Below are 15,096 nucleotides of genomic sequence, written 5' to 3'. Positions count from 1 at the left end.
TAACTTTAAATTTTTAACAAATGAATTACAAAACACCTGGAGTTTACGTAGAAGAAATTGCGAAATTCCCACCCTCTGTAGCACAAGTAGAAACGGCTATCCCTGCTTTTATCGGACATACAGATAAAGGACCAAGAAATGAACCGACAAGAATCTCTTCTATGTTGGAATATGAAACCATTTTTGGAGGAGCAAAAAATGAAAAAACAGCAATCTCTATTTCGATTGAAGATACTGTGGTAACAGCAAAAGTAGACAACGCCAAACTAAGTCCTTATAAAATGCATTATGCGATGCAAATGTACTTTGCCAATGGTGGAGGTCCATGTTATGTTGTTTCAGTGGCAGATTATGATAAAACTCCTGCCTTAGGAACAGAAACTGTTGCTGGCGGTTTATGGTTTGGATTAAAATCCTTAGAAAAAGAAGACGAACCAACACTTATCGTTTTCCCGGATGCTGAAGGTCTAGGAGCAGACGCTTATAAGCTATACAATAAAGCTTTGGATCAGGCAGAAGACTTGAAAGACAGATTCGTTATTATGGATGTTTTTGAAGATGCTGCTGCTTTTAGAGCCGGAGTAAATGCTACGGGATTAAAATATGGAGCTGCATATTATCCAAAATTAGAAACAGTATTAAGCTATAGCTTTGATGATAAAGACGTTAAAATTGATAGCTATAAAGAAATCAATGCTGCAGGAGCACTTGTAGACGTTACAATGCCTCAGAATGAAAATAATTTAGCATGGTTGAAATCAAAAAGTTCAGCATTGTACAATCAGGCTCAGGTAGTCATTGCCTCTAAAAGAGTGGTATTGGCTCCATCTTCATCAATGGCTGGAATTTATGCTAAAGTAGACAGTACTTCCGGAGTATGGAAAGCGCCTGCCAACTTAGCAATCAGCAATGTACTGGCACCTGTAGCGAAAATTTCTCATGAAGAGCAAGAAGGATTGAACGTAGATGCAGTAGCAGGAAAATCAATCAACGCAATCAGAACTTTTACAGGAAAAGGAACATTAGTGTGGGGAGCAAGAACATTAGACGGAAACAGTAATGAGTGGAAATATGTGCCTGTACGTAGATTCTTCAACATGGTAGAAGAGTCTGTAAAGAAAGCTACAGAACGTTTCGTTTTTGAACCGAATACTGCCAATACATGGGTTCGTGTACAGGCTATGATTGAGAATTTCCTTGATCAGCAGTGGAGAGACGGTGCATTAGCAGGAAGCAAGCCGGAAGAAGCGTATTATGTAAGCGTTGGTCTGCACAAAACAATGTCTGCTCAGGATATTTTAGAAGGAAGAATGAACATCGAAATCGGTATGGCTGCAGTTCGTCCTGCTGAATTTATCGTGTTACGTTTTTCACACAAATTACAGGAAGCATAAAATCAATTAAATAACAATTAAATATAAAAATATTATGAGTACATATCCATTAGTAAAGTTTGCCTTTGAAGTAGATTGGGGAGGAACAAAAGTAGGATTTCAGGAAGTCAGCGGTTTAAATGTTGAAGCAGCTTTAATTGAATACAGACATGGCGCAAGTCCTGACTTTAGTAAGATTAAAATGCCTGGAATGAAAACTTTCAGTAACATTACCTTAAAAAGAGGAACTTTCAAAACTGATAATGAATATTTCGATTGGTTCCAAAGCATTCAGCTAAGTACAGTAGAACGCAGATCTATCACGATCTCCCTTCTGGATGAAACAGGAGCTCCTGCAGTAACGTGGAAAGTGAAAAATGCATTCCCGCTTAAATTGCAATCAACAGACCTGAAAGCTGAAGGTAATGAGGTGGCTATCGAAACCTTAGAAATTGCACACGAAGGATTAACTATTGAAAATAACTAATCATGGCAGTTTTATATCCTCCAACCAGTTTCTCTTTTATTGTTAATGGGATTTCAACAACAGAGGGTATTGACTCCAGATTTCAATCTATATCTGGTTTATCAACAGAAATTGGAACTGAAGAATATGCCGAAGGAGGCGAAAACAGGTTTACACACCAACTTCCTTTGAGACCCAAATATCCTAATTTAGTTCTTAAGCGTGGGTTAATCGTAAGTTCCGGATTGATAAGCTGGTGTAGAAATGCGATGGAAAACTTCCAGTTTGAACCCAGAGACCTGATCATTACTCTTTCAGGCGGGATTCAGTCTACAGCACCTCTAATGGTTTGGAATGTAGTGGGAGCATACCCCGTAAGATGGGAAGTATCCGAATTCAACGCAGAAGAAAGCAAACTTGCTATTGAAACAATAGAACTGAAATATAGATATTTCACAATACCCTCATCGTTAGCAAGCTTAGGCTTGTAATTTCTAAATCAAATCTAAGCACTTGAGCGTGTGTTAGTTTAAAGATAAATTTTACCCAAATCTTTTTTTCATAAAAAAACAACAGATTGGTCTATAACAGAGACTGAACACAGCCTTTATGTGCTTGGATTTTTTCAAATAAACATGTTAAATCATTGGTTATTAGTGTTTTGAATATTAATGATCATTAAAAAACAAACGAAATGCCAATAGAAATAAAAGAGCTTCACATTAAAATAAATGTGGACGAAAAAGCAGAAGCAACTACAACCGCAACATCGGTAGATGAAGCACAGCTCATGCGCGCCATCAACGAAAGTGTAGAACAGGCAGCAAAGATAGAACACCGTAAAAAAGAAAGATAATGAGAGGCGAAATAAAAAAAATAAAGATAGGAACGTACGAAGATTCTACATATGGGAGAATGATTAGTAGTACTGCTTTTGTGGCTCTTATTAATCCGACAGGTTTCTCTTTTACACGTAAAAATGAATATAATACGACACAGGAACCTGGAACCAGTGCTACAGATCCAAAATACATCAATGCAGCTCCTCAATCCTTACAACTGGAATTTTTATTTGACGGTACAGGCGTAACAGAAGCCAATTCTGGTAATAAGCTTATCAATAAAATAAAGGAAGGCTTAGGAAAAAGAAATCCTTTCAGTAAAAAAGCGGTAGAAGATCAATTAGCTGAGTTTTATGTAGCTACCGGAAATTATAATGGTTCGATTCATAAACCGTACAATGTTATAATTATCTGGGGAGAATTTGAATTTAAAGGGGTTTTGACTGAATTTACAATAGATTATAAATTATTTAATAATGATGGAACTCCTCTGAGAGCTGTAGGAAAAGCAACATTTGCAGGAGCAGTGAGTAAGGAACTTGCAGCAAGAACTGTAAAAACTTCTTCTCCGGATCTTACCCATAAAAGAACAGTACAAGCTGGCGATACATTGCCCTTAATGACCGAAAGAATTTACGGAGATTCCAAATACTATCTGGAGGTAGCTAAAGTAAATAATCTTGTCAATTTCAGACAGCTAAAACCAGGGCAGGAATTATTCTTTCCGCCATTAGAAAAAGTTTCATAACATGAATAATAGCGGATACATACAAACAGCAAAAAATCCAGATTTAGTTACCTATAAGGTGATGTCTGGAGGCACAGAGCTGCCGGGGAAGTACGGAGTGAAAAACATTATCGTGGAAAAAGAATTCAACAGAATTCCTTATGCCCGCATTGTTATTTTAGACGGAAGTGTACCGGAGCAGGATTTCAAGCTCAGTAATGAAGATCTGTTAATTCCCGGAAAAGAAATTGAGATCACCGCTGGATACCATTCTGAAGAGGAAACCATTTTTAAAGGAGTTGTTGTAAAGCACAATATCAAAATCAGAAATGGCTCTTCTTACCTGATTGTAGAATGCAGAGATAAGGCTGTAAAAATGACCTTAGGAAGAAAAAGCAAATATTTCTACGAAAGCACAGACAGTGATGTTATTGAAGAATTGGTTGGTAATAACGGACTTACTGCCGATGTTGAAACAACTTCAAATTCGCACAAGGAATTGGTTCAGTATCAGGCTTCTGATTGGGATTTTATGCTCACCAGAGCGCAGGCCAACGGTAAACTTTGTTCGGTGGAAGATGGAACCATCAAAATCGCTAAACCTGATTTTAGTGGTGAAGCCGTAGAAACAGTAGTTTACGGGTCATCTGTACATGAATTTGACGGAGAAATTGACGCCAGAGACCAGTTCAACAAAATTACAGCCAAAACATGGAGCTATACCGATCAGGAACTGACTGAAGTAGAAGCTCAGGATCCTGCCATCAACCTCAACGGAAATCTTTCATCAGGTGATTTAGCAGATGTTTTCGGAATCGAAGACCTGCAGCTTAAACATGGTGGAAACCTCACTCAGGGTGAGCTTCAGGAATGGGGCGATGCCAAAGCAACCTTCCAGCAATTAGCCAAAACAAGAGGAAGAGTAAAATTCCAGGGAATTCCATCTGTGAAACCGGGAGTTTCATTAACCCTTCAAGGCGTTGGAAACCGATTCAACGGGAAAATATACGTAACCGGTGTCCGCCATGAAATTGCTGAAGGAAATTGGCTGGTAGACGCTCAGTTCGGACTTTCTCCAACATGGTTCTCAGAAACCTATGATGTAAGTGAAATGCCAGGTTCAGGAATTATTCCTGCCATAAGCGGATTACATGTAGGAGTAGTGTCTCAGTTGGAATCAGATCCGGACGGAGAAGATAGAATTTTAGTGCAGATTCCTATCATCAATAACGAAGAAGAAGGGATTTGGGCAAGAATAGCCACCCTTGATGCCGGAGAAAACAGAGGATCATTCTTCAGGCCGGAAATCGGAGACGAAGTCATTATCGGATTTATTAATGACGATCCCAATGATGCCGTGGTACTTGGAATGCTGAACAGCAGTGCAAAACCGGCTCCCATTGTAGCTTCTGATGATAACCACGAAAAAGGATTTGTGACCCGAAGCGAAATGAAAATGATCTTTAATGATGATAAAATTTCCTATACGCTTGAAACCCCAAAAGGCAAAAAAGTGATCGTAGATGAAGATGCGGATGTTATTAAAATCGAAGATGAACATTCTAATATTCTTACCCTTAACAAAGATGGTATTAGTATGGAAAGCGGGAAAGACATCAAGATCAAAGCAAAGGGCGATATCAATATGGAAGGAAAGAATATCAATGTAAAAGCAAGCGCTCAGTTCAAAGCAGAAGGAAGTTCAGGTTCAGAGCTTAAATCTGGAGCAGTAACCGTAGTAAAAGGATCTCAAGTTAAAATTAATTAATAATTATGAAACCGGCAGCAAGAATTACAGATATGCATACCTGTCCTATGGTAACAGGAACAGTTCCCCATGTAGGAGGTCCTATCATACCCGCAGGAGAACCCACAGTACTTATTGGCGGAATGCCCGCAGCAAGACAAGGAGATAAAGCAGTATGTACAGGGCCACCGGACACCATTGCGTCAGGATCTTCAAGCGTTTTGATAGGCGGGAAACCCGCCGCAAGAATGGGAGATTCTACCGCTCATGGAGGGGTAATAACCGCAGGTGATGCTACTGTTTTAATAGGCGGATAATAGGGAAGGCAGCTTTGAATACCATCATAAGCTCCATATACATAGAATCTGACTCAGCATAAAAATGTAAAACATCAATAATAAAACGGTTAGAATAACCAAAAACTCTATGCTACAGATGCAAGATGTGAACATTCAATATAACAAATAACGTATGAAAATAAATACAGATTTTTTAGGAACAGGCTGGAGTTTTCCGCCTGAGTTTAATGAGACTGAAGGAAAACTGGCCATGACCACAGATGTGGAAGACATCAACAACAGCCTTAAGATTTTACTGTCAACACGCCCTGGCGAACGTGTCATGTTCCCAAACTACGGGTGTGACTTGCAGGAAATGCTCTTTAAACCTCTGGACTTAACGCTGATTACCCAAATGAAAGGAATCGTGGAGCGTGCTATTTTATATCATGAGCCCAGAATCAATATTCTAAGTATTGAAATTGATACCCAGGAAGAACTTCAGGGCGAAGTTTTAATACAAGTAGACTACGAAGTAAGAAATACTAATACAAGAAGCAATATGGTTTTCCCTTTTTACAAAGGAGAAGCTACCGAAATATAATGAATTACGGGATGTCTGTAGCCATTTTGAATACTACCAAACACTACAATAAGTATTGCATCTGACCATAGAAAGATAAATATAAACAAATGAAAAAAACAGATACATTTTCACATTATCGTGAAGGAAAATCACAAATGCAGCGCTTTTTAGCAGAACTAGATCCTGGGAATCTTGAGTTACACGATTTCGATTTGTTTGACTGGCTATTATTCGCAAACAATTTTGCTCAACGTGTAAACTATTTTGACAAAGATGATAATACAAAACCAAAAGGAAAGTGGGGAAACTTCTTCCTGGGTGATGATGCCGACGCTATCCCACGTAGAGAAAGCGTTGAGTATAAAAGTATGAAAAAACAGGTTACAGATCTTATGTCCCAGTTTGAACAGGATAGCAGCCTGACACCTCACCTGACATTATTTGTTTGCTTTTTAAAATTATTGGATTTCTCAAAAAAAGCCTTCAATAATCTGACGAAAAGGCACCTGGATTTCTATTATAACGAAATTCTTCAAATTGAGAAAAATGATGCCAAATCAGACAAAGTTTATGTGATTTTTGAACTCGCTAAAAAAGCGATTCAGGAAAGAATTCCAGCCGGAACATTGCTGGATGGGAATAAAGATGCTAATGGCAAAAAACGAATCTACAAAACAGGTGATGAACTTGTAGCCAATCAGGCAAAAGTAGTTGAGATTAAAAGTTTCTTAAATGACGTCGAAAACAGAGAACTGAAAATGGCTCCCGTAGCCAACTCTGCTGACGGATTGGGTGATAAATTGCCGGAAAACAACAACTATTGGTGGCCGTTTGGATATAATTCTGATGAAACCGTTTCCAATAAATCGATTTATAAGGAACTTCCAAAAGCCAAACTGGGCTTTTCCATAGCATCCTCATTACTTGATTTAAAAGAAGGTGAGCGTACCATTACTCTTAAGATCGATTTTAATAAGAACTCAACCCAGAAATTACAGAGCCTTTCAAAAACAGAGATTAAAAATAATATCAAAGTGCTTTGCAGCGGGGAGGAAGAATGGTTATCAGGTGCTGATTTAACATGTATTAAAAACGAAGAAGAAAGATTAGAACTTTCTATTACATTACAAAAAGAGTTCCCGGCTGTTGTAAAATACAATAAAGAAGTGTTGGCAGAAACATTTCAAACCAGCTTTCCTGTAGTAAGATTGATGATTGAAGGAGAAAAATACTATGATCTGTATGAAGCTCTTTCAGAAAAATCAATAAAGAATATAGAAATAGCGGTTGATGTAAAAGGAGTAAAATCTATTCAGCTGGAAAATGACAACGGGGCATTAAATTCAGAAAAGCCTTATTATCCTTTCACCGCACAACCTGTTAAAGGATCTAATTTCTATATCAAATGTCCTGAACTGTTTTCCAAAAAATGGCAGAATGCAGACATCACGATCAATTGGAAAAATGCTCCGGATTCTATAAAAGATTTATACAGCGGATATGTTATCCAACCAAATCAAAACATCAGTTTAACCGATTTTGAGGCCTTAAAAAGCTCATCAATCGTAGGTTCTGATGGTTATTTCAAAGCAGATGTTGCTTTGCTGGATAAGGAAATCTGGTATGAAAAGGCTAATGATATTGATGTATTCACGAAAGTAAAAGACGCTTATAAAATCCAGTTTTCCGTAAATAATGCAAGTAATAAAGCAGGAACAAGTGAGACGATCAGAGTAACACTGAACCAGTCGTCATTACAGGATGTATATCCTAAACTGTATACATTGGCATTATCAAGTAATCCGACCTTTAAAAAACTTATTCCCAACGAGCCATACATTCCTTTTGCGGAAGATATAGAGTTGAATTACAGTGCGAAAGAAAATGTGTATTCGTACCTGGAAAAAGAATCTGCCGGAGAAGCTTCAAAAAATAAAGAAGTACAGCTGTATCACGAAGACGTGTTCGGTCAATACGAAAAAGAAGTCGAAACCAACAGCATTGTACCGGTACACCAAAACGGAGGTGAATTGTACATCGGTCTGGAAGCAATGCCTCAGACTACCGTTTCACTATTAATTCAAATGCTGGAAGGAAGTGAAAATCCTTTAGTGGATACTTTTCTGGAAAAAGAATTTATAGAATGGAATATTCTTTCAAACAATACATGGACAAGTTTGTCGGATTATATGCTGCAAAACGAGACCAGAAAGTTTCTGGAATCAGGGATTGTAAAGTTTAAAGTACCTAAAGATATCGATAAAAGCCATACAAGATTTACCGACGGATTAGTCTGGATCAGAGCCAGATCACAAAGAAGTTATGATGCCGTATGCAAAATCCAGGGAATCTATACTCAGGCTGTTTTAGCAACATTCCAGAATCAGGATAATGACCTGTCTCACCTCAATAACGGACTGGAAGCGAAGACCATTACTAAGCTTATCACCAGAGTTCCTCAGGTAAAATCTGTCAGCCAGCCTTATAACTCGTTTGATGGTAAGTACAAAGAAACAGATACAGAGTTTTACAGACGGGTAAGTGAACGATTAAGACATAAGCACAGAGCTATTACCCAATGGGATTACGAACATTTGGTATTACAGGAATTCCCGGAAGTCTTTAAAGTAAAATGTTTAAATCATACTTCCGAAAATTCATATATGGCACCAGGCCATGTAACCCTGATGGTGGTTCCGAATATTAAAAATAAAAATGCTTTTGATGTCTATCAGCCGAGAGTAAGCCGTGCTTCATTGAATAAAATTCAAAATTATGTAAATGAATTAAATACAATGCACGTGAAAGCTCAGGTCATTAATCCCAATTATAAAGAAGCAAAAGTAGAAACAAAGGTCAGGTTCTTTGAGCAGTATGACGAAACATTTTACCTCAAGCAGCTGGACGAAGATATTAAAAAATATATATCGCCATGGGCTTTTACAGACTCTGAAAATATTGATTTTAATGTGGAACTGAATATTAATCAGTTGGTTAATTATCTGGAGCAGTTGTATTATGTGGATTACATTGATGAGATTAAAATATTTGTGAATAATGTCCTGCAAAGACAATCTTTAATTGAAGTAGATCCAAAATCAATTCTGGTATCTGCCAAGCAGCATAATGTCACTATTACAGAACAGGTATGTATTTAATAATAAACAAGAAGAAACATAATCATGTCAGAAAATAAACATATTAGTATATCAAAAAATATAGAAACCGGGGATCAGACAGATTTTCATTTTCTACGCAAAACAGGAATTGAATACATAGAAAAGTTAGGAGGAAAACTCTGGACCGATTATAACTCTCATGATCCTGGTATCACCACTCTGGAAGTTTTAAGCTATGCCATAACGGATCTTGGGATGAGGATGAACCTGAACATGGAAGATATCCTGGCATCCGATGATGCCAATAAAGACATTCATACCCAGTTTTTAAAGGCTGCAGAAATTTTACCTTCAAGACCTTTAAACGAACTGGACTACAGAAAGTTGTTTATCGATATCAACACGGCTGGAAGCTTTAAAAGACCTATCCGTAACTGTTGGCTGGTTCCAAAAAATGAAAAATTATATGTCGACTGTAAAACCGGGGATTTAGACTTTAAACCCATCGGAGAAAAGACAAAAAGTTTTAACGTAAAAGGATTGTACGACCTTTATGTAGATTATGCTGAAGATATTGATGCGGATGGTATCGGATGTGAAAAATCTAATGTCAATATCAAAATATTAGATAGTTATCATGCTAATAGAGGACTTTGTGAAGACCTGGCAGAAATTAAAGAAGTTGAAATCCAGAAAGTTGCAGTGTGTGCCCGTATCGGACTTGTCAGCAAAGCAGATGAAGAACTGGTGCATGCTAAAGTCATCAGAACAATCAATAATTATCTGTCTCCGGAGGTTCATTTTTATTCACTGAAACAAATGCTGGACAAAGGTCTGACTACAGATCAGATTTTTGAAGGTCCGCTTCTTGAGAATGGTTTTATCGATACGGAAGAACTTAAAAACAGCCAGTTAAGAACAGAAGTTCGTCTTTCCGATATCATCAGAGAAATCATGAAAATTGATGGGGTTAAAGAAATTCATGATGTGTCTATTGCAGGTTGCGACAGTGTGATCAAACAAAATAATGATTGGCTGATCTGTATTGAAAAAGGCAGAAAACCGGAACTGTGCGAGCTGAGTTCATTCAGTTACAGTAAAGGCTCTCTTCCATTAAATATCAATGATAAAAAAGTTCAGGATTACTTAGAAACTCTTAAAAGAGAAGAAGAAGTACTGAGAGAAGATGCAAGACAGAATAAAGAATTGGTATTGCCACAAGGAACTTCATATGATATCGCCAACTATGCTACTATTCTGAATGAATTTCCGGACACCTATGGAGTAGGAGAATCTGGAATTATTGGAAATCCATCCCCGGAGAGAGAAGCACTGGCCAAGCAAATGAAAGGGTATTTGTTATTTTTTGATCAGATCCTTGCCGGCTATTTCAAACATCTTGAAAAAGTAAAAGAAGTATTAAGCATTAATGGTAAGTTAAAAAGAACCTTTTTTACCCAGGCTCTTAAGAATATTAAAGGCTTTGATGAACTGGTTTCTGACTATGATACTGAAAGTGATGATCAACTTACAGATTCGTTATATGAAGAGCTTGATAACAGCGTGGAACGCCGAAACGAAGTTTTGGATCATCTGATCTCCCGTTTTGCTGAAACATTCAGCGACTATACCTTCTTAATGAAATCATTGTATGGGAAATCCACCGATGAAATTGTCTTAAAAAACAAAGAAAATTTCTTACAAGAATATTCATCATTAAGTAAAGACAGAGGGTTGGGGTATAATTATACCTTAATTGGAGATTCAGATCTTTGGACTACCAGTAATATTTCCGGTGTTCAGAAAAGAATCGCCCGCCTGCTGGGAATTAAGGATTATACCCAGAGAAACTTATCTCAAACGCCGGTATCCATTATTGAAACAACCGATAATACCGGTAAAAATACTTATACCTGGAAAATAAAAGATGCTGGTAGCAATATTATCTTATCGTCTGTAAACAGCTATACGACTGAGCATATTGCTATAAAAAACCTGAATGATGCCATTTATCAAACCATTCAGATTGATGAGGAAGATCTTCAGAATGCATTAGACACCTTAGATGAGAAAAACCCTGAAGTTACATTAGAAAAACTAAAAACATGTGAAAAGGGATATTGTTTCATTGGAAATATAAAAATCCGTGTTTCATCGGGAGGTAACTACTATTTTGAAATTGTAGATGATACGGATGAACAAAATGTAATTGCTGTTCACAAAAAAACCAATCCTTATTCAGGTTTGAAAGAATTGAAAGACGGAATTAAGGCAACGGTGAAGTATTTCAAATATGAATTTACAGAAGAAGGTATTTTCCTTGTTGAACATCTATTATTAAAGCCAACCACTAAGGATTATAAGCTCATGGGAGGTATTGGCTGTATGTCTATCGGAGGTTCTTTCAGAATCATGTATGACCTGGAGGATGAAAATCCTACAACAGATCCGATAGAATATTCGGAAGCCTTTATGTCTTCTTGTGAAGGTTGTGAAACAGATGTGGAGGTGTTTGATCCTTATTCTTACAGGGTAAGTGTTGTCCTTCCCGGGTTTGCTTACCGTTTCCAGGATCCGGATTTCAGACGTTATGCGGAAACCGTGATCAGACAGGAAATTCCTGCTCATGTTTTAGCAAAAATTTGTTGGGTGGGAGACCGTTTGAGTGAAAAACAAACCGCTCAGAACGATTTGGCTGAATTTGAAGTAGCATTTAAAAAATACCTCTCAGATAAATCGAGGAATAATATTTTGAATCTTGGAAACAGCATTACAGATTTACTGACTGCTCTCAGCCATTTAAATAATATCTATCGACCAGGAAGGCTTTTAGACTGCGATGCTAATGACAACGACACGCTGGACGGAAAAATCATATTAGGACAATCGAACTTATCAAAAAAAATGAAAAATAATGAACACTAAATTAGACAATGTAACAACCCAATATAGAAAGTTCAACGACAATCAGGCGTTAACAGAAGGGCAATTAAACGAATTTATAGACTATTTTGAAGATCAGGACAGATTATCAAGAACCCGTCTGAGTGGCGTAGGAGTGGTGTGCGGTTTTAAATCGGAATACGTAGAGCTTGAAATCTCACCTTCTCTGACAGAAAAAATGTCCAGACCCGGAGATATAGATATTGAGATTCCTCTTGATACTATTATGATTACACAGGGAGCCGGAGTTACTACTGATGGAGACTTGATAACGCTGCGTCAGGCAGCAGGCAAAAAATCAGAGGCTGTTATAGACTTCGATGCTAAAAATTACAGATACTATAGAAATTATGTTGATGTTCTGGGATATGAGCATTTTCGTATCGGAGGACAGCAAATTCCTCTTTTAGAATTGTTTACAACACAAGAGTATACACAGTTAGTGAACGAAGGAGCTAATGCTGCAGATTTTAAACAGGTAAGAGAGATTTATAATTCATTAAATGATAAAATTGTAATTCTGTATCTGGAAAGTTATTCTAATGATGAAACCCCATGTCAGGATGCAGATTGTGACAACAACGGAGCAGAGCAGGTTGCTAATCTTAAAGTGCTTCTGGCAGATTCTGCATCTGTTTCAGAGCTTATCACGAAAGGTGACGCAAAAGACGCAATCTATAAGCAGCACAATACTTATGAAAAGCTTTTTGACAGTTTACCTCATATAGAGGCGAAAAGAGTTATTCTGGATGCTCTTGTAAAAACAGCGCCGCAGTTAAAAACAAAATTTCACGGTGCTATCAGTACTGTTGCAGAATTAAGTGATGGCTTTACCTCTATTGCAGGAGCTTTTAATGTAAATATGAATCTGGGTGGGCAGACGCTTTTTGATAAACTGAACCCTTTGCTGACAAGCACTTCTCCAAACTTAGAAGATTATCAATACCGATATGATTTATTAAAGGATCTGATTGATACCTACAATGAAATAAAAGGGCTGATCCTGCATCTGAATGCTGAATGCTGTCCGGATATTGCTTCATTCCCTAAGCACCTTATGTTAGGCCCAGTTGGAGCAAAGCAGGAATTAGGAAAATATATCCCTTTACGTCACAGTTTTTATAATTCACCCATTACTACCAATGATGACGAGAATTATGAAAGAGTCGTAATGCTTGCCAATCGTTTTGTACAGAAAGTCAATGGATTTCAAACCTATATCGGGCGAATTAAAATTACACCTTCAAATATGAATGTAAGATTGGGTAATAAGGCCATACCGTATTACTATAATGTAGACAAATCCTTGTTAGCCCAATGGAACTTTGAAAAAACAAAAACCGATAGGGCAGCTTACAATTTAAGCTATCATACAGCCAATTTAGCAGGAGAAGATTTTATTCAGAATCCACTGAATTATAACATTGACAATAATGATTTTTATAGAATTGAAGGTCACCTGGGAATGCCTTATAAAACAGCATTGCAAAACATCAATGATCTTAAAACACAATACGGATTAGCTTTTGATGTCATTGCATTGGTTTTGGAAAAAGGAGGAAAGCCTGGCAGCGAGCCGCCAATCCGGGAAAAAACAGTCTCTATTGATGAACTCAGAAAGCAGCTGACATCCATTTCCAGCGATGTCAGCAACAGAACACTTAATTCACAGAATACTTTACTGAACATTTCTAAACTGGATGAACAGCTGAGATTGCTGAACCAGGCTGAATTCTCAAAAGAAGGATCTTCAGATGGCGTTACAGTAGTAAAACAGGATCCTAAAAAAGACGATGTTGTAAGTGAGCTTCTAAGCGAATTTTTAGAAAGGAAATCAGGTCTGGAACATAGGGCAGGAGTAGAGCCGGGCGGAACTTTCGCATTGATTTATTACTCAGAAGATGAAAATCAGGTTCTTGCGGATTTTTCACTGCCTTATCTGTGTTGTTCTAAAAAGGATCCTGCATTCCTGTCGTTACCTGCAAACAAACTATGTCAGAAAGATGCTCCGGTGTTGATGACCATTGTTCCGTTAGACGGACAAGTAAAAGCATTTGTGAATGGTGCTCCGATTCCTGCAGTTACACAATCCGGAGGTCAAAGTTTCTTCGATCCAAGTCTGGTTAACGCAGCTTATTTTGGACAAACGATTACGTTTACCGTTAATGATGATCCAGTAGAAGCACAGATGGTAGTGTATGCACAACCCAACGTATCTGTTACTACAGGTACTGTGAGTTATGATGCTCCTACAATGGACGAAAATGCAAACAATCCGGATGCTACGGTTGAATTTAATGTTACCGGAGATTTTACAGGGGTTACATTTACCTGGAATTTTGATGATGGTACTCCAATCGTGCATAATGAGGCTCCAACTAATAAAAAAGTTCATGTGTACAAGCTGGTTGCAGGACAGGAAAAAACTTTCAATCCAACACTTACAGTAACCAATGCTAACGGCTGTAGTACGGTCTATAAATTAGCTCCGCTAAAATTAAAAGGTCAATCCACTATTGCATGTTTAAGTGGGATGAGAGTGGTTATTCAGTATAGAGATGATGTAGACCAAGGTCACGTTTGTAATGATGCTACCTTCAACTTAAAAGGAAATGGTATTGTGATAGGTGGAAACAATCCTTACCCTGGTTTTGTTGGAAACGTCCATTTAAGTAATACAGGAGGCAACCAGGATAGAGGTAACCATAAACCTGGTACACCTGCATTGAGCAGATATAATGAAATTACGATCACTCAGGCTGAAGCTAAGCAAATGGCATCACAATCATCAGATGGTTTTGTAGAGTTTTCTCTTGAATGTGCATTACCTCCTAGTAACAGACCGCCAACTGGTTGTCACCAGGATGTTGCCTATACAGAAATCTTCTTAGCAAGCGCTACAGTTCCTATTTATAAAGGATATCCAAATGGTAATTTCCTAAGAATAAACCCTTGTACAGGAGTCACAAAATAATAGTCAGATAATAACTTCATAGGCAGTATCAATTGTCTATG

General features: G+C 37.7%; 11 protein-coding genes. All 11 read left to right on the top strand.

Going from position 1 to position 15,096, the window contains the following annotated elements:
- The first annotated feature begins 20 nt into the window (after positions 1–20).
- The 11 genes from NK356_RS08700 (at position 21) to NK356_RS08650 (ending at position 15,055) form a co-directional block, all read left to right on the top strand.
- Positions 21–1,394 carry a phage tail sheath C-terminal domain-containing protein gene (locus tag NK356_RS08700; protein ID WP_253316740.1) on the top strand — a complete coding sequence of 458 codons (1,374 nt, stop codon included), beginning with the start codon at positions 21–23 and terminating at the stop codon, positions 1,392–1,394.
- Positions 1,395–1,428: 34 nt separating this feature from the next.
- Positions 1,429–1,860, top strand: a complete 432-nt coding sequence (locus NK356_RS08695) for a phage tail protein (protein ID WP_034699490.1) — start codon at positions 1,429–1,431, stop codon at positions 1,858–1,860.
- 2 nt (positions 1,861–1,862) lie between these two features.
- Entirely contained in the window at positions 1,863–2,330 is a 468-nt protein-coding gene (locus NK356_RS08690) for a phage tail protein (RefSeq protein ID WP_047388278.1), read from the top strand.
- A 203-nt stretch (positions 2,331–2,533) separates the two neighbouring features.
- Positions 2,534–2,695 carry a DUF5908 family protein gene (locus tag NK356_RS08685; RefSeq protein ID WP_185103756.1) on the top strand — a complete coding sequence of 54 codons (162 nt, stop codon included), beginning with the start codon at positions 2,534–2,536 and terminating at the stop codon, positions 2,693–2,695.
- Complete coding sequence (locus NK356_RS08680; protein ID WP_034699495.1) at positions 2,695–3,429, top strand: hypothetical protein; 735 nt, start codon at positions 2,695–2,697, stop codon at positions 3,427–3,429. Before NK356_RS08685 ends, NK356_RS08680 begins: the two co-directional genes overlap by 1 nt.
- Position 3,430: 1 nt before the next feature.
- Positions 3,431–5,176, top strand: coding sequence for a type VI secretion system tip protein VgrG (gene vgrG / locus NK356_RS08675; RefSeq protein ID WP_253316739.1), 1,746 nt, complete (start codon positions 3,431–3,433; stop codon positions 5,174–5,176).
- A gap of 5 nt (positions 5,177–5,181) precedes the next feature.
- On the top strand, positions 5,182–5,472 hold the full coding sequence (locus NK356_RS08670) for a PAAR domain-containing protein (protein ID WP_034699500.1): 291 nt from the start codon (positions 5,182–5,184) through the stop codon (positions 5,470–5,472).
- 154 nt (positions 5,473–5,626) lie between these two features.
- Positions 5,627–6,037: a GPW/gp25 family protein gene (locus NK356_RS08665; RefSeq protein ID WP_047378134.1), complete on the top strand. Its 411-nt coding sequence runs from the start codon at positions 5,627–5,629 to the stop codon at positions 6,035–6,037.
- 89 nt (positions 6,038–6,126) lie between these two features.
- The gene (locus NK356_RS08660; protein ID WP_253316738.1) at positions 6,127–9,177 is read left to right on the top strand and encodes a baseplate J/gp47 family protein; all 3,051 of its coding nucleotides are present in this window, start codon (positions 6,127–6,129) and stop codon (positions 9,175–9,177) included.
- Between the two features lie 24 nt (positions 9,178–9,201).
- A complete protein-coding gene (locus tag NK356_RS08655; protein WP_253316737.1) occupies positions 9,202–12,063 on the top strand; it encodes a hypothetical protein in 2,862 nt (953 codons plus the stop codon).
- Positions 12,053–15,055 (top strand): PKD domain-containing protein, encoded by a 3,003-nt coding sequence (locus tag NK356_RS08650; RefSeq protein WP_253316736.1) that lies wholly within the window; start codon positions 12,053–12,055, stop codon positions 15,053–15,055. The genes NK356_RS08655 and NK356_RS08650 overlap by 11 nt, the downstream gene beginning before the upstream one ends.
- Positions 15,056–15,096: the final 41 nt, after the last annotated feature.

The organism is Chryseobacterium sp. S0630, assembly GCF_024158915.1.
Lineage (GTDB): Bacteria > Bacteroidota > Bacteroidia > Flavobacteriales > Weeksellaceae > Chryseobacterium.
Note: the sequence above shows the minus strand (reverse complement) of the source record. Positions and strands in the feature narration are given on the sequence as shown.